General features: G+C 58.0%; 20 protein-coding genes. 14 read left to right on the top strand and 6 right to left on the bottom strand.

The window, feature by feature from the left end; all coding sequences use genetic code 11:
- Nucleotides 1-7: 7 nt before the first annotated feature.
- From AC781_RS07130 to AC781_RS07105, 6 genes are all read left to right on the top strand, one after another.
- On the top strand, nucleotides 8-1,477 hold the full coding sequence (locus tag AC781_RS07130; protein WP_083076706.1) for an efflux transporter outer membrane subunit: 1,470 nt from the start codon (nucleotides 8-10) through the stop codon (nucleotides 1,475-1,477).
- 11 nt (nucleotides 1,478-1,488) lie between these two features.
- Complete coding sequence (gene meaB, locus AC781_RS07125) at nucleotides 1,489-2,502, top strand: methylmalonyl Co-A mutase-associated GTPase MeaB (protein ID WP_067775744.1); 1,014 nt, start codon at nucleotides 1,489-1,491, stop codon at nucleotides 2,500-2,502.
- A 38-nt stretch (nucleotides 2,503-2,540) separates the two neighbouring features.
- The gene (locus AC781_RS07120) at nucleotides 2,541-2,903 is read left to right on the top strand and encodes a DMT family protein (protein ID WP_067775741.1); all 363 of its coding nucleotides are present in this window, start codon (nucleotides 2,541-2,543) and stop codon (nucleotides 2,901-2,903) included.
- 77 nt (nucleotides 2,904-2,980) lie between these two features.
- Nucleotides 2,981-3,703: an SH3 domain-containing protein gene (locus AC781_RS07115; protein ID WP_141675808.1), complete on the top strand. Its 723-nt coding sequence runs from the start codon at nucleotides 2,981-2,983 to the stop codon at nucleotides 3,701-3,703.
- A 24-nt stretch (nucleotides 3,704-3,727) separates the two neighbouring features.
- Entirely contained in the window at nucleotides 3,728-4,627 is a 900-nt protein-coding gene (locus AC781_RS07110; RefSeq protein WP_067775735.1) for a tyrosine recombinase, read from the top strand.
- 57 nt (nucleotides 4,628-4,684) lie between these two features.
- A complete protein-coding gene (locus tag AC781_RS07105) occupies nucleotides 4,685-5,224 on the top strand; it encodes a LemA family protein (protein WP_067775731.1) in 540 nt (179 codons plus the stop codon).
- 72 nt (nucleotides 5,225-5,296) lie between these two features.
- On the opposite strand, the gene AC781_RS07100 is transcribed toward AC781_RS07105, so the two are convergent.
- Nucleotides 5,297-5,572 (bottom strand): hypothetical protein, encoded by a 276-nt coding sequence (locus AC781_RS07100; protein WP_067775728.1) that lies wholly within the window; start codon nucleotides 5,570-5,572, stop codon nucleotides 5,297-5,299.
- Between the two features lie 189 nt (nucleotides 5,573-5,761).
- The gene (locus tag AC781_RS07095) at nucleotides 5,762-6,985 is read right to left on the bottom strand and encodes a saccharopine dehydrogenase family protein (RefSeq protein ID WP_067775725.1); all 1,224 of its coding nucleotides are present in this window, start codon (nucleotides 6,983-6,985) and stop codon (nucleotides 5,762-5,764) included.
- Nucleotides 6,986-7,189: 204 nt separating this feature from the next.
- On the opposite strand from AC781_RS07095, the gene AC781_RS07090 reads away from it, so the two are divergent.
- The 5 genes from AC781_RS07090 to AC781_RS07070 all read left to right on the top strand — a co-directional run bounded on the left by AC781_RS07090 (nucleotide 7,190) and on the right by AC781_RS07070 (nucleotide 13,456).
- Nucleotides 7,190-8,410, top strand: coding sequence for an SHD1 domain-containing protein (locus AC781_RS07090; RefSeq protein ID WP_067775722.1), 1,221 nt, complete (start codon nucleotides 7,190-7,192; stop codon nucleotides 8,408-8,410).
- A 103-nt stretch (nucleotides 8,411-8,513) separates the two neighbouring features.
- Nucleotides 8,514-9,035, top strand: a complete 522-nt coding sequence (locus AC781_RS07085) for an STAS domain-containing protein (protein WP_067775719.1) — start codon at nucleotides 8,514-8,516, stop codon at nucleotides 9,033-9,035.
- 30 nt (nucleotides 9,036-9,065) lie between these two features.
- Nucleotides 9,066-10,448, top strand: a complete 1,383-nt coding sequence (locus AC781_RS07080; RefSeq protein WP_067775716.1) for a DUF2851 family protein — start codon at nucleotides 9,066-9,068, stop codon at nucleotides 10,446-10,448.
- Nucleotides 10,449-10,542: 94 nt separating this feature from the next.
- Nucleotides 10,543-12,267: a hypothetical protein gene (locus AC781_RS07075; protein ID WP_067775713.1), complete on the top strand. Its 1,725-nt coding sequence runs from the start codon at nucleotides 10,543-10,545 to the stop codon at nucleotides 12,265-12,267.
- 142 nt (nucleotides 12,268-12,409) lie between these two features.
- Complete coding sequence (locus AC781_RS07070; RefSeq protein ID WP_141675807.1) at nucleotides 12,410-13,456, top strand: hypothetical protein; 1,047 nt, start codon at nucleotides 12,410-12,412, stop codon at nucleotides 13,454-13,456.
- A 59-nt stretch (nucleotides 13,457-13,515) separates the two neighbouring features.
- On the opposite strand, the gene metG is transcribed toward AC781_RS07070, so the two are convergent.
- Both metG and AC781_RS07060 read right to left on the bottom strand, forming a co-directional pair.
- Entirely contained in the window at nucleotides 13,516-15,108 is a 1,593-nt protein-coding gene (gene metG / locus AC781_RS07065; protein ID WP_067775707.1) for a methionine--tRNA ligase, read from the bottom strand.
- Nucleotides 15,109-15,216: 108 nt separating this feature from the next.
- A complete protein-coding gene (locus tag AC781_RS07060; RefSeq protein WP_067775704.1) occupies nucleotides 15,217-15,567 on the bottom strand; it encodes a hypothetical protein in 351 nt (116 codons plus the stop codon).
- Nucleotides 15,568-15,693: 126 nt separating this feature from the next.
- Between AC781_RS07060 and AC781_RS07055 the strand changes: the two genes are divergently transcribed.
- On the top strand, nucleotides 15,694-16,338 hold the full coding sequence (locus AC781_RS07055) for a TetR/AcrR family transcriptional regulator (RefSeq protein WP_067775701.1): 645 nt from the start codon (nucleotides 15,694-15,696) through the stop codon (nucleotides 16,336-16,338).
- A gap of 10 nt (nucleotides 16,339-16,348) precedes the next feature.
- Here AC781_RS07055 and AC781_RS07050 read toward each other — a convergent pair whose 3' ends face one another.
- The gene (locus tag AC781_RS07050) at nucleotides 16,349-17,260 is read right to left on the bottom strand and encodes a hypothetical protein (protein WP_067775698.1); all 912 of its coding nucleotides are present in this window, start codon (nucleotides 17,258-17,260) and stop codon (nucleotides 16,349-16,351) included.
- Nucleotides 17,261-17,275: 15 nt separating this feature from the next.
- Nucleotides 17,276-18,271, bottom strand: a complete 996-nt coding sequence (gene hemB / locus AC781_RS07045; RefSeq protein ID WP_067775695.1) for a porphobilinogen synthase — start codon at nucleotides 18,269-18,271, stop codon at nucleotides 17,276-17,278.
- 156 nt (nucleotides 18,272-18,427) lie between these two features.
- Here hemB and AC781_RS07040 point away from each other — a divergent pair, with 156 nt between their 5' ends.
- Both AC781_RS07040 and mnmM read left to right on the top strand, forming a co-directional pair.
- Nucleotides 18,428-19,144 carry an outer membrane lipoprotein-sorting protein gene (locus AC781_RS07040; protein ID WP_067775692.1) on the top strand — a complete coding sequence of 239 codons (717 nt, stop codon included), beginning with the start codon at nucleotides 18,428-18,430 and terminating at the stop codon, nucleotides 19,142-19,144.
- 29 nt (nucleotides 19,145-19,173) lie between these two features.
- Entirely contained in the window at nucleotides 19,174-19,734 is a 561-nt protein-coding gene (gene mnmM, locus AC781_RS07035) for a tRNA 5-(aminomethyl)-2-thiouridylate-methyltransferase MnmM (RefSeq protein ID WP_218107262.1), read from the top strand.
- Nucleotides 19,735-19,766: the final 32 nt, after the last annotated feature.

Here is a 19,766-nt window from a genome sequence, read left to right as displayed (position 1 = left end):
GACATTTATGAATAAAACCCAATATATGAAATCTCACGGCAGCCTTGTGTGGAGAAGTGCAGCGTTGGCAATCGCTGCACTGGCTCTGTCTTCCTGCAAGTTCGGTCCCGATTACAAGAAGAACGATATGGCCGTTCCCGCCGAATTCCGGGGCGGCAATTCGTCTTCCGAGTCCGTGGCCGATCTTCCCTGGTGGAAGGTTCTGCGCAACAATGAGCTGCAGAGCTTGCTGCGCGATACGTATGCCAATAACCGCGATTTGAAGTCCATGATGGCGAATGTGGATAGCGCTCGCCAGTATGTGACGATCGCGCGCGCTCCGCTGTTCCCGTGGGTTTCCTACGGCGGCGGCGTGTCCAAGGGTTCGAACTACGCCATGGGCAACATGACCCAGATGAATGGTGTGACGACGGCTCCGGGCATGATGAAGGGCGCCGTTTCCTGGGAAATCGATTTGTGGGGCAAGACCCGCCGTGCGACGGAGTCCGCCGTGGCCCAGTACCTCGCTTCCGAGGAAGGCCAGCGCGCCCTGATGCTTTCCCTGCTGCGGCAGGTGGCGGACGGTTATCTCCAGTTGCTGCAATTGGATCAGGAGCTGGAAATCACGCGTGAGGCTGTGACTTCTTACACGAAGTCCTTGAATCTTTTCCAGGCTCAGCTTGACGGCGGTATCGGCGATAAGCTCCAGGTGGCGTCCGCCGAGGCGGCTCTGGCAGCCAGCAAGGCGCAGGTGCCTGCGTTGGAAGCCGAGATTGCCGCGCTGGAGAATACGCTGAGCGTTTTGGCCGGCCGCACCCCGGGTTCGATCCGGCGTAGCGGTTCTCTGCAATCCGTGGCCGGTGCGGCTCGCGTGCCTGCCGGGCTTCCTGCCCAGATTCTGGCCAATCGTCCCGATGTGCGTCAGAAGGAGTTCGAGCTGCGTTCGGCGAATGCCGAGATCGGCGTGGCAATTACCAATTATTTTCCTTCCATTTCTTTGACGGGCGGAGGCGGCCTCGTGTCGTCCGATCTGGCTCGTGCGACGAAGCACAAGTCTGCATGGGGCGTGGGCGCGGATTTGTCCGGACCGCTGTTCCAGGCAGGTACGTTGCGTGCGAATGAGCTGGTTGCCCGCAATAATTTCCTTGCGGCCAAGAATGCGTACGAGCAGTCCGTGCTTTCGGCTTTGGCCGATGTATCTACGACGCTGATCCAGCGTGCCAAGCTGAACGAAATTATCGTCGAGCAGGAGAAGGCCGTAGCTGCCTACCGCACGGCGGTGGAATCGTCCATGGACCGCTATACGAACGGTCTTTCGAGCTATTATGAGGTGCTGACGGCGCAGCAGAATCTGTTCCCCGCGCTGACGGCGCTGAGCCAGTACCGCTACCAGTATGCTTCGACCCTTCCGACGCTGTACACGGCGCTCGGCGGCGGCTGGCAGCAGGATAACCGCGAGATGCTTTCCGGAGCTTCCAATAAGAATTCCCAAGACTGAGTATCGTAGCCATGAGTTTGCCCGGTTCCAAGTCGCGTTTCGATCCCGAGGCCTTGTCGCGCGGGGTGCTGGATGGCAATCCGGCCATGCTCGGCCGTGCCATTACGCTGATTGAGAGCAATGCCAAGCGCGATCAGGAGCCTGCGCGCGAGTTGATCTCGCGTCTGCTTCCGCATTCGGGCAAGGCGATTCGCATTGGGATTACCGGTGTGCCGGGAGCCGGGAAGTCGACGTTTATCGAGGCATTCGGTTGTTATCTTTGCGAACGGGGGCTCAAGGTGGCCGTGCTGGCGATCGATCCTTCTTCTTCGTTGTCGAAGGGATCCGTAATGGGCGACAAGACCCGCATGGAGGTGCTTTCCGGCCATGAGAATGCGTTTATTCGCCCTTCGCCTTCCGCCGGAACTCTCGGCGGCGTGGCCCGCAAGTCCCGCGAGACGATGATCGCCTGCGAGGCGGCCGGGTACGATGTGATTCTGGTGGAGACCGTAGGCGTCGGGCAGTCCGAGACGACGGTGCGTTCGATGGTGGATATTTTCTTCCTGCTTCTGATTACGGGGGCAGGGGACGATTTGCAGGGGATCAAGCGCGGCATTATGGAGCTGGCCGATCTGTTGATCGTGACGAAGGACGACGGCGACAACCACCAGCGAGCCCTTGCCCACCAGCAGGAGCTCAAGATGGTGCTGCATTATTTGCAGTCGCCCACGCCGGGTTGGACTCCCGAGGTGCTGACATGCTCTTCGCTGGAAGGGCGGGGCCTTGATGCGATCGAACACATGCTGATGGATTTCCGAACGAAGCAGCAGAAGAACGGCCAGTGGTACGAACGCCGCCGCCGCCAGTCGCTCGACTGGGTGCAGGCTCTCGTACACGAGGCGTTGCTGCATGCCTTTGCGCAGCATCCCGATGTAGCCAGCCATTTGCCGGATTTGGAGAACAAGGTCGCTTGCGGCAAGCTTGATCCCGTGTCGGCCGCGCACCAGCTGCTTTCCCATTTCACTTATCCGGTGAAGGGTGAATGAAATCCGCGGTATTCGTGTTTTTTTTGCTGTGATTCGCCATGAAGGTGTTGCTGACGATCGGTCTGCTGGTTATGAGCAATATGTTCATGACGTTTGCGTGGTACGGCCATTTGAAGAAGGGTTCCGGAGATGCGAAGCCCCTGTTCTGGATTATTCTTCTGAGCTGGGGAGTGGCGTTTTTCGAGTATTGCTTCATGATTCCCGCCAATCGCATCGGAGCGGAATCCGGCCTTTCCGTCGCGCAGCTGAAGATTATTCAGGAAGTGATTACGCTTTCGGTGTTTGTTCCTTTCGCCCTGCTGTATCTCGGTGAGCAGTGGCGGTGGGATTACCTGTGGGCCTTTTTGTGCATCATGGGGGCTGTTTTCTTTGTCAATCGTCAATATTTGATGAATTCCTGACAGCGGGCGCATATTCTGCTTTTCGGAATGTGTGGTTTGTGTTATGTGTGTGTTGTATGAAGCGTGAGATTCTGTTTATGCTGCCAGTGCTTTGCCTGGCGTCATGTTCATGGTTCCAGAACAATCCCTATGAGCCTGTATACAATCGTCCGGATTCCCCTCTGGATCCGGTAGGCATGGCCCACCACAAGCGCGAAGCACGGGATCGTGCCTCCCAGGGATCGTTCGAGGTAGGTTCGGAGGTATCCGTGGCGAAGGGCATGGTGACCATGTTCGAGAAGAATCCCGAGCTTTATCCGTCTGCGGCCGGTTTTATGGAGAAGGCGGAGAAGGTGAAGGTGCTGGCCAATGACGGCAGTTTTGTGAGAGTCGAACTGCCCGACGGCAAGGTCGGGTTCATTAACGGGAGCGATTTGGTTAATCCCAAGGCGCTGGTGCCGATGATCGGGCCGGACGGCCAGCCGAGCCTGTTCGATGACAGTACGTTTGTGGGAAATCTGCCTGCCATCGGCGGCGATTTTACGACGGCGAATCTGTTGGATGGTTCGACGGGGGATGTCAATTTTGTGCCGGCGGCCAACAAGCCCTTGGAAACAAGGCTTCCCGGCGCTCCTGCTTCGACGCAGCAGACTTTGCAGCCCAAGAGCAGCAAGGTGAGCGATCTTTCCGGCAAGAGTGTGCAGGGCGGTTCCACGCTTCTGCAGCCTGCCGCCAAATCGAATCCTCTGGTTACCCCGGATGTCGGTACGCCTCCTCCGTTGCCCGATGCGGCGAATTCCTCCGGCGCAAAGAAGGATTAAGGGTGTTTCCCGTGTTCCGTGGCCATGGAGGCTGATGCGCAGCAATCGCTCGTAGAGCAGTTCGTCCTGTATCTGGCGGCGGAACGCGGCCTGAGTGTCAACTACCAGCTTTCCGTGAGGCAGAGCCTTGAGCATCTGCTTCGTTTTCTGGAGGAGCGCGGAGTTGCCATTCCTGCTGTGGAAGAGGGAGATCTGTCTGCCTTTTTAGGCGAGATGGGGCAGAGGTTGGCTCCATCGTCTTTACGTGTGGCCAGTGTGCATGTGAGGATTTTTTTCCGGTTTCTGTTTTCCCGGCAGTTGATCGGGAAGGATCCGGCGATGTTTCTGGATAATGTGAGGATGGGCAGGACGATTCCGGAGACGTTGCCGGAAGGGCTTGTGGCGCGTCTGTTGGAATCCGTTCCTTTGGATGAAGAGCCTTTCGGCGCGAGGGATCGTGCCATTCTTGAGGTGCTGTATGGCAGCGGGCTGCGTGTGAGCGAGCTGACGAATCTCAGGAATGAGCAGGTCGACGAGCAGGAGAAGTTTATTCGCGTGACGGGGAAGGGTGGCAAGACGCGTTTCGTGCCTTTGGGAAGTTCGGCGATGGAGTGTCTGTCTGTTTACCGCCGGAAAGCCCGCGGTATGCTGTTGGGAGACAGGAGGTCTCCGTATGTGTTTTTGAATCGTAGGGGCGGCCGTTTGACGCGCGAGAGGATTCGCCAAATTCTGAAGGAGCGAGCGGAACAGGCAGGTATTGCGGAGCATGTGTTCCCCCACATTATGCGGCATTCGTTTGCTACGCATCTTCTGGAGAACGGTGCCGATCTGCGCGTGATTCAGGAATTGCTGGGGCATGCGGATCTGGCGACGACGCAGGTTTATACGCATGTGGAGCAGAAGCGCCTGATCGAGTTGCACCGCAGATTTCACCCGAGAGGATGATGCCTGTTAGTTTTAACTCCTCGACAGTGCAGTATTTTCTGGTATAAAAGGGATGGAATGAACTATTTGATTGCTGGCGGCTTGTTGTTGTGCGTGCTGGGGTGGCTTGTTTCGGCATACCAGCGTATGCTGCAGTTGCGTGAGAATGCGGTGCGTTTCTGGATGCAAATCGAGAGGGAGGTGAAGCATCGGCACGATATGTTGATCGAGTTGCTGGGTAATGCGGTTGCCGATTTTCCTCTGGTGGGGCAGGAAATGTCGAAGGTGATGTCGGTCAATGATTCCTGCATGGCTTTGTTGCAACAGACTCCTCTGATGGATAATTCCCGCGAGATGGAGAATTTCGTGCGGCAGGAGAAGGAATTGAGCGTGGTGATGGAGAATCTGTTTGCCGTATGCGAGCAACATCCCGAATGGAAGGTCGGTGAACACCTGCCGAGGTTGAAGCGAGAGTATGGGGTATCGCGCCACCAGCTGGCCCGGCTTCACCATTCCTACAATGTGGCCGTCTGTGTGTACAATGATACGATCCATGCCTTCCCTTCGGCGATCGTGGCGCGTGCTTTCCATTTTTCGGAAGCGTCGCTTTGCGAGTAGTCCGGCCAGCGATGATGAAAAAACGCAGAAGCCCGGAAGCTTCTGCGTTTTGAGACTGGATGTCAGGAGAGGTCAGGCTTCGGCAGGAGCATCCTTGGTGCAGGTGCCCTGTTGACCGCCGTTTTGTCCTTGTCCCTGACTCTGGCCTTGGCCCTGCTTTTGACCCTGGCCCCTTTTGCCTTTACCGTGGCGTTTGCCGTCACGCTTCTTCTGCTTGTTGCCGTCTTTCTTTTCGCAGTCCGGTTTGTCGCAGGTTGTCTGGTCGCAGGCAGGTTTGGTGTCTGCAGCTTCCTGAGCCATGATGGGAGAGGTGAAGGCGAATGCCGCCATGACGATGTACTTGATCATATTTTTATAAGTTTTTGATTTTGTTTGTTTGAAGTTTGGATTGGCAGTGCACTTGCTTCTCCGTGTATGATAACCCCGTTTTTTGAATCGGGTTGCAGAATTGTGTGTGTTTTTGCGATTTTCATGTTCAAGAAAAGAACCCCGCTTCGGCGGCGAAGCGGGGTTCCTGAGTATGAAGGTGTCCGGCCTTTATTGGACGGCAAGCATTTCTGCCTGTTCGCGAGTCAGTTCGATGCACTGCCAGGGAAGGCCCCATTTGTTGAGTTCTTCCATGAAGGGGTCGGGGTCGTTCTGTTCCATGTTGACGACTCCATCCTGATCCCATACTTTCCGGAGCATGAGGCTGCCACCAATGGCGGCGGGTACTCCGGTGGTGTAGGAGATGGCCTGTGAGCCGACTTCGGCGAAGCATGCCTCGTGGTCGCAGATGTTGTAGATGTAGATGGCTTTGTATTGCCCATCCTTGATGCCGGTGATGACGTTGCCGATGCAGGTGCGCCCCTGTGTGGTTTTGCCGAGATCGCCGGGGTTGGGAAGGACGGCTTTGAGGAATTGGAGCGGTACGATTTCGACGCCGTTGTACTGGACGGGATCAATGCGCGTCATTCCGACGTTCTGCAGTACCTGAAGATGGTTGATGTAGTTCGGGGAGAAGGACATCCAGAATTGCGCACGTTTGATGGTCGGGATGTGTTTGACGAGGCTTTCCAGTTCCTCATGGTACATGCGGTAGATTTCGTAGGTGCCGACTTCTTCCGGGCAGGTGAAGGGGCGGTGCATGCTCATGGGGTCGGTGGTGCGGAAGTCTCCGTTTTCCCAATGGCGGCATTCAGCCGTGACTTCGCGGATGTTGATTTCCGGGTTGAAGTTGGTGGCGAATGCCTGTCCGTGGTTGCCTCCGTTGACGTCGATGATGTCGAGCGTATGGATTTCGTCGAAGTGGTGTTTGAGAGCCCATGCGGTGAAGACGTTGGTGACGCCGGGGTCGAATCCGCTGCCGAGCAGGGCCATGAGTCCGGCATTGCGGAAGCGGTCCTGATATTCCCATTGCCACGAGTATTCGAATTTGGCGACGTCGAGGGGTTCGTAGTTGGCTGTGTCGAGGTAGTCGATTCCTGCATTGAGGCAGGCATCCATGAGGTGGAGATCCTGGTACGGGAGGGCGACGTTGATGACGAGCTGCGGCTTGATTTCCTTGAGGAGCGCCGTGGTGGCGGCTACGTCGTCCGCATCGATGGCGTGCGTGGTGATGGTACGTCCCGTTCGTGCCTTGACGTCTGCGGCAATGGCGTCGCACTTGCTTTTGGTGCGGGATGCGAGATGGATTTCATCGTAGGCAGCGTTCATCTGGGCGCACTTGTGCGCAACGACATGACCAACGCCTCCGGCTCCGATTATCAGGACTGTGTTCATACCGCGAGAAGAATGCCCGAAAGGGTCATGCAGGTCAATCATAAATGTGCGACGCTTTTGACACATGCACGTAAAACAGGCTTGCCATGGATGGGCTGTTTGTGCCATATTCATACGGTACGATGCGTGCATCTCTTCCGATTCCGTTCGTGAAGGGTTTTTCTCCGTGTCCGACTCCCCATTCAATTTCAATATCCTGCTCCCATGATGTATAAAAGGTTTTTCCGGTTGTTTCTGCTTTTGAGTATTTCGTCGTCCGCGCTCGCCGATATGCGCGAGTGGACGGGCGCGAACGGCGCCAAGATTCAGGCCGAGTACGTGAGTACTTCCGGCAATCAGGTGACGCTGAAGCTGAAAGGAGGCAAGATCGTGACGTTCGGTATGGATAAGCTGAGTCCCGAGGATTTGGCTTACGTGCAGGCTGCCTCCAAGGTGAGTGCGGAGAACCAGAGGCGAGGTGCGACGCTGGATGTGAAGAGCAATTTCTCCGCCAAATGGCCCAGTTCGTCGACACCTGATGAGAGGACTCCCCCCAAGCTGGTGTCGGAAGAAGATGGGGAGTATGTGTATGAGACCGCACATTTCCGGTTTCACAGCAATGCGAAGCTGTCGGTGGACGTGATTCGGTCGGTCGGCCGTTTGTTCGAGGGAACGTATTCCGCCAATCAGGATATTCCGTTCAACAATCCCTGCCGCTACCACGGCGAGGGGCAGAAGAAGTACGATGCCTATCTGTACGAGACGAAGGAGCAGTATATTGAGGCGGGCGGGCCTCCTCCTTCTGCCGGGGTGTTTCAGGGTGGCGGCCCGCATGGGGCGATGGGCAGGATTCTCGTGCCGTTCGATAGCCTCGCTCTCGTGAAGAAGGGGGCCAATTACGTGGTGGCGGGGAAGAGGGATTACGGTACGCTGATTCATGAAATTACCCACCAGATGTCGATCGGCAGCTACCAGTATCCGGGCTGGTTTGTCGAGGGGCTGGCGGAGTATGTTTCCATCAGCAGTTCTCCTTCATTCAACGGGACATTCGGTTTCGCCTCGAATAAGAGCGCTCTGCTTGAGCGTTGTATTGAGCTGCCGAAGCGGCCGGGGCCGGCCAAGGGGCGGTTTTTGGGGAAAACTCCCAAGGTGGGGCCTTTGGAAACCTTCATGAAGAAGGCCTATCAGGAGTCGTTCATGCATCCCGACGATAATGTAAAGCAGCTGTATTACGGGTTTTCCCCGATGCTGCTGTATTATTTTGCCCATGTGGACGGAAAGGGCGATGCCGCGCGTATCAAGAAGTTCGTCAAGGCGATTCAGGATGGCGAAGGGGAAGAAAAGGCGTACGAGTATCTGCTGGATGGCCGTACCTGGGATAAGCTGCAAAAGGATGTTACAGCCGGTATGAAGAGGATCGGCGGCGTGACGCCCGATTTTTCCTGATGTGTTTGCCACGCGTTTGCCGTTTTCCATTCTTCGGACGAGGAATGCGCTTGACGTGTAGCTTCACGCCATGCTATCCTTGAGTTTCCAAGCCGATTTTCCAATGGTGAATACCGATTCCTCCATTACATACCATGTGTTTGACCGGTTTCTGTGGGTGCGCTGCGCCAACAGGGGCAGTTTCGTCAATAGTTCTATTCTGAAATCCATTGCCGATCAGTATGTCGACGATGGAGGGAGGTGCGTGGTGGTGGATCTGGAGATTTGCGCCGGAGTGGATTCGACTTTCATGGGGACGATGGCCGGCATTGCCCGCCGTTTGATGCCGCTGGGCGGGTCGCTTCAAGTGGCGACGCCGAGCGAGCGTTCCCGAGCGGCGCTGGAAAGTCTGGGGCTTGATGCCCTGATGGAGATCGATCCTCCTACCGCTCCGTGGCGCGGCCATCTGGATGAGCTGCGGGCCGAGCTGCACAGTTCGGATATTCCGATGGATATGCCCGATCTGGATCGTACGAAGCATGTGCTGGATGCTCATAATACTCTGAGCGATATCAGCCCGGAGAATGCGGAGCAGTTCAAATATGTGCGCGAGAGCCTCGAAGAGGAGATCAAGCGCAAGAGCTGACAAGAGGCTGTGCCTTTTCCGCCGGTTGCCATGAAGGAGACTCCGATAGAACTGGCGGAAAGCTATGCTTGTCTGAGGGAGTCCGTTCTCGGCGAAGGTGTGTCTGAACCTTTACCCGGCGAGTTGCCCGGAGAGGCCGTTCTGCAGGCATGCTGGCAGGCAGGTCTTTTGGGGCGGGAATGGACGATGCAGGATGGGCGCAGGGTGCGCATGCTGGATTTCGGCGTCTGGAATCGCGGCGCGGGACCGGATTTTCTGAATGCGACGATGGAAGTGGACGGTCGCCGCCTGCAGGGTGATGTGGAGCTGGACAGGCAGCCGGAGGATTGGGAGCGCCACGGGCATGGAGTGAACGGGCGGTTCGACGGCGTGATGCTGCATGTGGCGTTTGCTCGTCCGGGTCGCGTTTGGTTTACGCGCAATAGTCGCCATGAGGAAGTTCCTCTGGTGGTGGTGCCTGCCGAGGCATGGCATGCCGCCACGGGGGTGAGGCTTCCTTTGCCTTCCGCGCGTGCGGATTTGTGCCGCCTGCCTCTGGCGGAGATGTCCGATGCGGATGTCGTTTCCCTGCTGCAGGCGGCGGCAGCCTTCCGCATGCAGGCCAAGCGCAGGCGCTTTCGCAGGAAGGCGGAATTGTGCGGCGATCATCAGGCATGGTATGAAGCATGGGCGGAGACGCTGGGCTACCGGGTGAACCGCGAAGCCATGTCGTTGCTGGCCGGGCGTGCGCCTCTGGCGTCGTTGCATGGGCAGGAGGAAGCGGTGTTGTTTGGGACGGCGGGTTTTCTTGTACCCGTGCTGCCCGATCGCTGCGATGAGGAGACTCGCGCCTACCATGGCCGCATCTGGCAATCGTGGTGGGAGCGGCGCGATGAATTCGAGCTGTCGGAAGAGCGGCGGCTGCCGTGGTCGTACGCCGGAATAAGACCCGCCAACCATCCGCACAGGAGGCTGGCCGCGCTGTGCCTGACGGTAGCCGGGTGGAAGGAGTTTTCTTCGTTGCTGCGTGCCCGGGAGACGCGGCGGCTGGAAACCTATCTGAACGGGTTGACCCATCCGTACTGGAGTTATCGCGTGAGTCTGCCGTCCCCTGTCTTGAAGAACAGGCTTGTGCTGGTCGGGAAGGATCGCGTGCGGGATTTTCTGGTGAACCATGTGCTGGCCTATGACGAGGATCCGGTCGCATGGGAAATATATTTGCGCCTTCCGGGCGGCTCGCCCAGTGCTCGTGTGGTGCGGATGTCGGATCGTCTGTTCGGATCGCGCTCCGGCGGGGAGGTTCTGGTGAAGCGTGCCTATCAGCATCAGGCCCTGTTGCAGATCGAAGAGGATTTTTGCCAGCCGTCGTTGTGCGAGGAGTGCCTGTTTCCCCGGCAGCTGCAGGATTGGCGGGCTGAAAGGCGGTGTTTCTGATAGAAAATGTCAAATTTTCAATGAAAAAGCGTCTGTAACGGTGTAAAAGTATTGCAAAATCTCTTGTTTATCGTTTAATTACTCCAGTACATCTATGACCAAAGAGGACCATTCTCAAAAGAGTGGCAACAACGTGCCGCTTGATCTCTCCGCTTTGACCGATTTTCAATTCGGTCCGGCATGGGCTCGCGGCGGCGCGTCCGGTGCAACTTTCCCTGCACGCGAAATGCCTGCCCGCCCGGCGGCTCGTGAACGCCGTTTTTCCCGCGAATCCGCCGATGGTGGAGAACGTCGTTCTGAACGCCGCCCCTTCAACCGTGATAACCGTGGCCGCGACCAGCGGGATTACCGGGAACGCCGTGAGGGCAGGGATAATCGCGAAGGCCGCAGGCAAGGCGACCGTGGACCGCGCGAGATGCGCCCTGTGCGCGAACTCCCGGAACCGACTGCCGGTTTGCGTGTCGAACTGCGTCCGGTGGATAGTGTTCTGACAGTGTTTTCCAGCGAGGTTCACAAGCAGAAGCGTGCCGTTTCCCTGCTGGAGATGGCCAAGGTGGTGATGGGTGCCAAGGAGAGGTTCGACCTCGTGTTCATGAAGCAGGAAGGCGGCCCGGAACTCATTCATTCCAAGAAGGGCGACGGCGCCTGCTGGATCGAAAAAGAGGAGAGCGTGGCCTATTTGTGGCAGTCTCCATGGTTCGACGAGTTGTATGAAGCCGTGGATGAGACGGTGGAAGCTCCGAAGGGCGTGTTTTCGGCGATTGCCAAGTGCGGTTTTTCCGGCCAGTTGATCGGCCCTGTGAACTGGCATGGCTACCAATCTGCCGTAATGGCTTTGCACCGCAGCAAGTTTTCCAATATGCCGTTCGAGAAGTACCGCAGCCGCATCGTGATTGAGAAAGGTGACGAAGTGGTGGCGGCCTGGCTGGAACAGGCGACGAAGAAGACCGTTTGGAAGCCGAAGCGCGAAGGTGCGGCGGAGACGGTGCTTGCGGACGAAAAGGCCGTAGAAAAGGATTTCTGCGACTTCCATTTCGACGAAGTGTATGAAGTGGTGGATAAGGTGTTTGTAAACGGTGCGACTCCCCGCCGCCTGCTGGCTCCGGGACTGGGTGCGCATCTGGCGATTCTGTCGGATAAGACGCGCAAATTCCCGCAGATGCTGATTCCGAATCTCTGCCACGGCATGGCTCGCCATCATATGCCCATTTACAAGTGGAGCGGCGGCCATTACACCGGGCCGAGCCGCCCCAAGTGCATTCCGGAAGGTACCGTGCTGGCCGATCGCATGATGGCTATTGCCAGCTGGGTGAAGGAAAATTCCGGACAGACGGTTGACAAGCTTCTTGCATCCCTGTCAGGCGTCGCCGTGCCGGGTGAAGATGCCGATGCGGAGGCCAAGGAACAGGCTGCCGCCGCTCATGATCCCTTTGTTGCGGATATGATTTGGCTGATGGAGCAGGGTTTTATTCTGGTGATGAACGACAATACGGTCTGGAATCCGAAGAATGATGCTGCCAGGGATCAGCAGCAGAAGGAGAAGCCCGCTTCTTCCAGGAAGAAAAAGCAGGGTTCCAGAAAGACGTCCGCTCAGTCCAAGGAAGCAAAGGCTGCCGAACCGAAGGCCGAACAGGCTGCTGAGGAGGAAGCTCCCGTGCAGGCTGAAGCCGCTGCCGATGAGCAGGCGGTCGAGGTGTCTGAGCTCGAAGCTGAAGACGAACCTGCTCCTGTTGCTCAGGAGGCGGAAGTTCCGGCAGAACAGCCTGTGGAGCCCGCAGAAGTGGAAGTTTCTTCCAGTGATGAGGAGTCCAAGGGCTGATCGATAGCTATTGTTTTTTCTTAAAAGGGCAGTCGCGAGGCTGTCCTTTTTTGTTTCCTTCTTGCGGTAAGGAACAATCGATGAGAGAATATTCGGCATGAAGTGTAGATGCGTTGTGTCGGGGCTGCTCATGTTTCTATGTGTGGCTGCAGCCGAACCCGGAGCAATGGCGGCAGTGCCACAAACATTATCGTCCGAGCAGATGGAAGATGAAATGGATGACATCTATGAGAATATCCCGGAATTGGCTGTATTATTGCATGATGCGTCTCGCATGGCGGAAGATGCACCTGTTTTGCGAAAGGCATGGCAACAAGTCCGGAAGATTGTAGATGCCGAAGAAGTTGAGCTTTTCCCCGGAGCTCTTCTGGCATGGCAAGCTGCTGCCGTCGAGAATGGCGATCCTCGGTGCCGGGTTTCTCCGGTATCGAATGTTCTGTTGGGATGGGAGCGATATTATTGGAGTATGGTCAATCTGGACCGACCCGACAGTGAGGCTATTGAGCGGGTAAGTTCGATGATGCAGGAGATCGCTTTGGGAAGACCGATTTTGTCATGCTGCGTTCGGCTGTCGGCTTTATATGAAGAATTGGCGTTGTGCCGGGAATGGCTATCGGTCTGCGAACGCTTGAAGGAGGCGTACGCGGCTTCTTCGAATGGCAGCAAGTATAGAGAGTCCTTTGCGTTGGCATGGTATGAACAGGAGATCGCTGCTGCAAAGAATAGGGGCGTACATGTGGAGCGGCGTATTTCATCTCTGGAAGCCGCGATGAAGGTTGTTGCCCGTCTTGAACCATCGTCTCCCATGTGGCACGGTTCATTGGCCGCTTATGTGAAACGGGCGGATGCTTTGGTGAAAAGAGGGGAACACAGGCTGCAATCCGCCGTGATCAGGAAAGATGATGGCGGGGTAGAGCATAAGATGATGGAGAATCAACGCCGGATTCTTTTGGCTCAGGCCCGGCGTACACGCGAGTCGATGGCGGCGGTGGAAGGTGAGTTGCAGCGGCATTTGGAGTTTCTGGCGACAATCAAGGATTCGGATGCGATGAAGAAGGACAGGATGAGTGCGCTTCTTGCGGAGCGCGATACATTGTTGCTCCGTATGGATGTTCTACGGGCGGTGCAAGATTATGCCGCCATGTTTCCCGTGCTGGAGGCTGAATTGGCCTTGGATACATGGCGATAAAAAAACCGGGAAGAGGGCTTCCCGGTTTTTCGATGGAGGTTTGCAGGCGGTTGCCCGTTTTATTTTTTGGCTTTGGCTGCCAGTTTGGCCTTTTCTTCTTCCGAAAGGATGCGGGGGAAGATGGGGCTGGGCGCCTGTATGGTGTGGCCTGCGGGCAGGATGTCCCATTGCAGGGTGGCCGGTGTGAGGGCTGCGAAGAGTTCGGTGGCCTGAAGCTGGTCGAGGATGCGGGCGCTGGCATCCGGGAGGACGCAGGCGAGGAGGTAGCCGATGTGGGCGCAGCTTTCGAGCAGGTGGCGGAGGACGCGGGCCAGTTCTTCCGATTTTTCCGGGTCCTTGGCGAGTGCCCATGGCTGTTTTTGTTCGATGTAGCCGTTGCAGGCTCCGACATGGGCATTGAGGGCGGCGAGGGCTTCGGAGACGTCGTTGCCGTTCATCAGGTCGATGAATTTACGTTCGGCGGCAGCGAGCGATTCGCGCAGGGCGGCGGATGCTTCGTCGTCTCCGGCAGCTGCGGGGAGGGTGCCTTCACAGTAGCGCAGGCACATGTTGAGCGAGCGGTTGCAGAGGTTGCCGAGGTCGTTGGCCAGTTCGGTGTTGTAGATCATTTTGAGGCGGTCGGCGTCGAAGTTGGCGTCTTTGCCTGTGGTGATGTCGCGTACGAGGTAGTAGCGGACGGCTTCCGCGCCGAAGGCGTTGACGAGGTCGTTGGGGTCGACGACGTTGCCGATGGATTTGGACATTTTTTCGTTGTTGATGTTCCACCAGCCGTGGACGAGGAGGGAGGGCATGGCTTCGTCCGGGAAGCCGATGGCATGGAGCATGGCGGGCCAGTAGATGCCGTGGGCAGGGACGAGGATGTCTTTGCCGATGATTTCGCAGCCTGCGGGCCAGAGTTTGGCGAAGTTCGGGAGGCCGCTGCCTTCTTCGGCGAGGTAGCCGGCGAAGGAGATGTAGTTGATGAGGGCGTCGAACCAGACGTAGGTCACGAATTCCGGGTCGAAGGGCAGTTCGATGCCCCATGAGAGGCGGTTTTTCGGGCGCGAGATGCAGAGGTCCCATTCAAAGGCCTGGTCGACGGCGTTGAGCAGCTGCACTTTTTTGTCGGCTGGCTGGACGAAGGTGTCGCTGGAGGTGATGAAGTTTTTGAGCCACTGGGCCTGTTCGGTGAGTTTGAAGTACCAGTTTTCTTCTTCGATTTCGATGACTTCGCCCCATTCCGGGCCGAACTGGCCGTCTTCTCCTCGTTCTTTGTCGGTGAGGAATTGTTCCTGACGGACGGAGTAGATGCCTTTGTATGATTTTTTGTAGAGGAGGCCTTTGTCGTGCAGGTCGATGAGGATTTTCTGGACGCAGGTTTTGTGGCGCGGGTCGGTGGTGGAGGCCCATCCGTCGTAGGAGATGTTGAGCCGTTCCCAGAGGGCGAGGAATTTGCGGGTGACGTTGTCGGTGTACTCCTGAGGTTCGATGCCTTCTTTTTCAGCGGATTTCTGGACTTTCTGCCCATGCTGATCCACGCCGGTGAGGAAGTAGACTTCTTCGCCCATCATGCGGTGCCAGCGTGCGAGGACGTCCGCGAGGACTTTTTCGTAGGCGTGCCCGATGTGGGGTTTTCCGTTCGTGTAATCGATCGCTGTTGTGATGTAGTACATGTCGGCACGATTGTACTGCAACCGCGGATGCTGTGCAATGGCAAATTCAGACCGCTGCGCCTGTTTGCGTATGGGGAGGCGCGGAGCAGGGAGGTGCGGTAGCTTTCGTTATTTGCCTCGCAGTGGCGGTGGGGTGGTGCCCGGTACGGGGCGGGATGCGCCGGAGCCGTCCCGTACTGCGCCTGCCGGGCGGCCGTCGGGGCGGGTGTATTCGGTACGTCCGTTGCGATGGACGGATGTGCCGACGGGTTGTCCGGACGGGTCGCGGTGGATGGTGCGCTGCGTGGTTGCAGATGGGGCTGCCGGGGCGGAGGTTGCGGGTTTGCTTCCGATGCCGGATATGCCTCCTGTGCGGTCTGTGGTGCCGCCGATGCGGGCAGGAGGAACCGCGCCGACCGCAAGATCGGCGGAGATGAGGCAGGCGAGCAGGGCAAGGGTGTGTTTTGTTGAGGTTTTCATGCCGGAGGAGTAGACGGTGTTTGACGGTCGGGCGTTCAATTATTTTTTGCCGGCATGGTGGGGAGGCGGGTTGGGGGGTGCCTTTGTGTCTTGACACGCTGCGGGCTTCTCCGTATAAAGTGGGGTATGAGCAGGCCGCAGGAGAGGAAGGTTTCAAAGTCCGAGGTGTCGAAGGGGGCGATTATGCGGGCGGCTGTGGAGGATTTTACGCGGCGGGGTTACGAGGGAGCGACGATTCGGGATATCGCGACGGCGGCGGATGCTTCGATCGGGCTGATCCGGTACCATTTCGGGCATAAGTCGGATTTGTACCGCGATACGCTGGCGTTCGTGTCGGAGCAGTATAATGAGGTTTGCCTGGAGGCTTTGGCTGAGGCGAAGGCGTCGGGCGAGGCCGGGAAGATCGTGTTTTCGTGGATGGCTGCTCCGTTGACGGGGTGGAGGGATGATTCCGTGGTGTCAGGCGGGCAGGTGCTTTGTTTTCTGAATAAGATGGGGTATGAGAGTCCGGAGTTGACGCGGGATGTGTACGAGTCCCATTTTTCGTATGCGATCCGCGAGTGGCATGAGGCAATGCGGGCGTTTTTCCCGGGGATGGCGGATGGCGATTGGCTGTGGTGCCTGACGATGCTGCGCGGGATGTATTTCAATATCGTGGCGCACAATGAGACGAATCTGTGGTCGCTGCCTGCGGTGAGCAATAAGGTGGCTGCTCTGCAACGGCTGGCCGAGGATGCCGTGCTGCTGATGCGGTCTTACGACAGGGTGTGACAGGTTGCCGTCAGTGTGGCCGGGTGTCTGGCTGTGACAAGGTGGTACTCCGGTAGTAGAGGTGCATTTGCAGTGCGTTGAAGAGGTTGTGGTAGATGACGTAGAAGACGGGGCCGAGGAAGACGAGGGTGTTGTCCGCATAGGTCATGGCGAGGTAGATGGTGATGATGGTATTTTTCTGTCCGAGGGCCTGGGAGCATTCGCGTTTGTAGTGCGGGTAGCCGATGCGGTAGCCGAGTAGGAAGCCCGCCGCGCAGACGATGAAGGAGATGGTGGCGACAGGAGCCATGGCCTGCCACGGGATGTGGATGGCGCTGATGGTGGAGACGGCCCGTGCGGCGATGAGGATGAGGGAGAATATCCAGAGGGCGAAGGAGACGTCCGCGAGGCGGTTCGACCACTGGCGGCTGGCGGGGTAGAGGCGCCGGATGGCAAGCGCGGCAAGGGCCGGGAGGATGAGGAGTGAGGTGACGCGCCCGGCGATGTCGAAGAAGAAGCCTTCGTGTACGTTGCCGATGACGAGTGGCATGAGGAGGGGGAGTGCTGCGGTGATGGCAAGCTGGCTGAGGACGAGGGCGGTGACGCAGAATTCGACGTTGCCCTTCATGAGTTTGACGATGACGGGTGCCGAGGCGGCCATGGGTGCGATGCCGCAGAAGAAGGCGGCTTCCGCCCAGACGGGTTCTCCGAATAGTTTCAGGATGCCCCATGCGGCAACGCCCAGAAGGATGTTGGCGGCTATGAGCAGGAGGTGGAGTCGGTTGGGTTTGAGTTTGGGTAGTTGGAGTCCGAGGAAGGTGATGCCGAGCATGAGGATGATGTTCCACTGGAGCAGGTAGTCGAGGCTGCTCAGGGAGGGGAATAGCCCCCCGATGACGAAGGCGATGACGAGGGCGCCCGTTCGTATGGCGGAGGGGTTCATGCGGCGGGAGTTCCGTTATTGTTCCCGGAGCCATTGGGCCGCCTGGGGCGCGGCGTAGGTGAGGATCATGTCCGCTCCGGCGCGGCGGATGGAGAGGAGGGTTTCGAGGGTGGCGCTGCGTTCGTCGATCCAGCCGGAGGCGGCTGCGGATTTGAGCATGAGGTATTCCCCGCTGACGTGGTAGGCGGCGATGGGGAGGCTGCAGTGGGCACGCATGGCGGCGATGACGTCGAGGTAGAGGGTGGCGGGTTTGACCATGAGCATGTCCGCGCCTTCGTTGATGTCGAGGTCGGCTTCACGAAGGGCTTCGCGGATGTTGGCGGGGTCCATCTGGTATGTTTTTTTGTCTCCGGTTTTGGGCGAGCTTTCGAGGGCTCCCCGGAAGGGTCCGTAAAGGGCGCTGGCGTATTTGGCGGTGTAGGCGAGGATGGAGACGTTGTCGAGGGCTTCGCTGTCGAGGGTGGCGCGGATGGCGGCGACGCGGCCGTCCATCATGTCGCTGGGGGAGATGATGTCCGCCCCGGCATCGGCATGGCAGAGGGCCTGCCGGCAGAGGATTTCGATGGTTTCGTCGTTGAGGATTTCGTAGGTGCCATCCGGCCGGAATTCGACGATGCCGTCGTGGCCGTCGGAGTTGAAGGGGTCGAGCGCGACGTCGGTCATGATGGTGATGTCGGGCAGGGCGTTTTTGAGGGCGTTGATGGCCTGGGGGATGATGCCGTCCGGGTTCCATGCTTCGTCGGCCGTGGGTGTTTTTTTGTCGTCGGGGACGACGGCGAAGAGGTCGACGGTGGTGATGCCGAGGTCGATGAGCCGCCGGCATTCTTCGACGAGTCCTGCGACGCTCCATCGGGTGCAGCCGGGGAGGCTGGAGATGGGTGTGTTTTCCGTGCCTTCCTGGACGAACATGGGGTAGATGAGGTTTGCTGCGCTGAGGGATGTTTCGCGGATGAGGCCTCGGATGCCTTCGCTTTTGCGGTTGCGGCGTGGACGGATCGGAAGGTGGAACATGGAAGGGAGTATGCGCCCGTGCGTTTTTGTTGTAAAGTGGAATTTCAGGCATGGATGGAGGCTTCGCTTCCTTGTGCCGAACGGGGAAGGTGAGGTTTTTGCGGCAGCGGGGAATCTGTTTTTGCATTGCGGAATGCGCTGTGGTAGGGTGTGGGCATGAAGAGTTTCTTCAAGAAGATTTTAGGGGCGGCATGTATTGGCCTGTCGCTGGGCGCGTTGCAGGCGGAGCCGAGCGCGGACGAGTTGCTGAAGGCGATGCGCGATATGTCGGTGAGCCAGGGGGAGAAGGATGTGCAGGGGCAGATCCGGAAGGGGCGTACGAAGATTCCGTTCGGGATGAGCGTGCGCAACGGCGTGATTGCGTTCCAGTATAAGCTGAATGATGTATGGAATCGTTTCGATTTGCATATCAAGGCGAAGGGGGTGGATATCATGGAGGTGAAGGATGGCAAGGCGACGGTGCTTCCAGTGGCGAAGTACGCAACTCCGCTGGCGGGTACGGATGTGTGTTACGAGGATATGTCTCTGCGTTTCCTGTACTGGAAGGGCGGGGTGCTGGAGGATGCCGGAGAGGATGCCCGGATCAAGGGGCGCGATTGCTGGGTGGTGCGTATTCAGAATCCGACGAAGTCGGGGCAGTTTGCCTGGGTGCGCGTGTGGATCGATAAGGAGAACGGGACGACGTGGCAGATCGACGGTTACGGAGCCGACGGGGAGTTGAAGAAGAGGATTTCGATTACTTCGGTGCAGAAGCTGAAGGACGGTTCGTGGTTTTTCAAGCAGATGAAGCTGGAGGTGCGCGATCCGAAGGATTCATCCCGGACGGTTGCCCTCGATTATATCGAGATGGACGATCTTCCCGGCAAGAAGTGATGGCAATGGCGGATGGTGTGCATGGTTTGATGCGGCCTCTTGCCTGCGCCCACGATTGGGTGGAGCGTGTGCTGGTGCCGGGTGATTCCGCAGTGGATGCGACGGCGGGGAACGGGTACGATACGCTGTTTCTCGCCCGGCTGGTAGGGCCTTCGGGGCATGTGCATGCGTTCGATGTGCAGGCCGCCGCGCTGGAGGAGACTCGCCGCCGGCTGATGCGGGAGGGTTGCGGGGAGAGGGTGTCGCTGCATGAATGCAGCCATTCCCGCATGCGCGAGGCGGTGCCGGATGGTGTGAAGGCGGTGATGTTCAATCTGGGTTATTTGCCCGGAAGCGATCATGCGGTGAAGACGGTGAAGGAGGAGACGGTTCCTGCCGTGCAGGCTGCTTCGGAGTTGCTGCTGCCCGGCGGTGTGCTGACGGTGATGTGTTATCCCGGCCATGAGGGAGGGCGCGAGGAGTGCGAGGCGGTGGAGGAGTTTCTGGAATCGCTGCCTCTGCCGCAGTGGAGGGTGGTGCGCCTTGCGAGTGCGAACGGCAGTTCGGATGCTGCGTTTCTGCTGGCTGCTCTGCGGGTTCCGGGGAAGTGACGGTGCGAGGCGGCGCCGGGTGAGAGGTTTCC

It is taken from the genome of Neoakkermansia glycaniphila (assembly GCF_001683795.1).
GTDB lineage: Bacteria > Verrucomicrobiota > Verrucomicrobiia > Verrucomicrobiales > Akkermansiaceae > Akkermansia > Akkermansia glycaniphila.
The sequence above is the reverse complement of the archived record's forward strand: the minus strand, read 5'-3'. Positions and strand labels throughout refer to the sequence as shown.

Coding starts and splice junctions, on each gene's coding strand:
- AC781_RS07060 (WP_067775704.1), bottom strand. CDS start 15,567: ATGAAAACCTCAACAAAACACACCCTTGCCCTGCTCGCCTGCCTCATC.
- hemB (WP_067775695.1), bottom strand. CDS start 18,271: ATGTTCCACCTTCCGATCCGTCCACGCCGCAACCGCAAAAGCGAAGGC.
- mnmM (WP_218107262.1), top strand. CDS start 19,174: ATGCGGCCTCTTGCCTGCGCCCACGATTGGGTGGAGCGTGTGCTGGTG.
- AC781_RS07115 (WP_141675808.1), top strand. CDS start 2,981: ATGCTGCCAGTGCTTTGCCTGGCGTCATGTTCATGGTTCCAGAACAAT.
- AC781_RS07075 (WP_067775713.1), top strand. CDS start 10,543: ATGACCAAAGAGGACCATTCTCAAAAGAGTGGCAACAACGTGCCGCTT.
- AC781_RS07055 (WP_067775701.1), top strand. CDS start 15,694: ATGAGCAGGCCGCAGGAGAGGAAGGTTTCAAAGTCCGAGGTGTCGAAG.
- metG (WP_067775707.1), bottom strand. CDS start 15,108: ATGTACTACATCACAACAGCGATCGATTACACGAACGGAAAACCCCAC.
- AC781_RS07050 (WP_067775698.1), bottom strand. CDS start 17,260: ATGAACCCCTCCGCCATACGAACGGGCGCCCTCGTCATCGCCTTCGTC.
- AC781_RS07080 (WP_067775716.1), top strand. CDS start 9,066: ATGAAGGAGACTCCGATAGAACTGGCGGAAAGCTATGCTTGTCTGAGG.
- AC781_RS07100 (WP_067775728.1), bottom strand. CDS start 5,572: ATGATCAAGTACATCGTCATGGCGGCATTCGCCTTCACCTCTCCCATC.
- AC781_RS07110 (WP_067775735.1), top strand. CDS start 3,728: ATGGAGGCTGATGCGCAGCAATCGCTCGTAGAGCAGTTCGTCCTGTAT.
- AC781_RS07120 (WP_067775741.1), top strand. CDS start 2,541: ATGAAGGTGTTGCTGACGATCGGTCTGCTGGTTATGAGCAATATGTTC.
- AC781_RS07095 (WP_067775725.1), bottom strand. CDS start 6,985: ATGAACACAGTCCTGATAATCGGAGCCGGAGGCGTTGGTCATGTCGTT.
- AC781_RS07040 (WP_067775692.1), top strand. CDS start 18,428: ATGAAGAGTTTCTTCAAGAAGATTTTAGGGGCGGCATGTATTGGCCTG.
- AC781_RS07085 (WP_067775719.1), top strand. CDS start 8,514: ATGGTGAATACCGATTCCTCCATTACATACCATGTGTTTGACCGGTTT.
- AC781_RS07130 (WP_083076706.1), top strand. CDS start 8: ATGAATAAAACCCAATATATGAAATCTCACGGCAGCCTTGTGTGGAGA.
- AC781_RS07090 (WP_067775722.1), top strand. CDS start 7,190: ATGATGTATAAAAGGTTTTTCCGGTTGTTTCTGCTTTTGAGTATTTCG.
- AC781_RS07105 (WP_067775731.1), top strand. CDS start 4,685: ATGAACTATTTGATTGCTGGCGGCTTGTTGTTGTGCGTGCTGGGGTGG.
- meaB (WP_067775744.1), top strand. CDS start 1,489: ATGAGTTTGCCCGGTTCCAAGTCGCGTTTCGATCCCGAGGCCTTGTCG.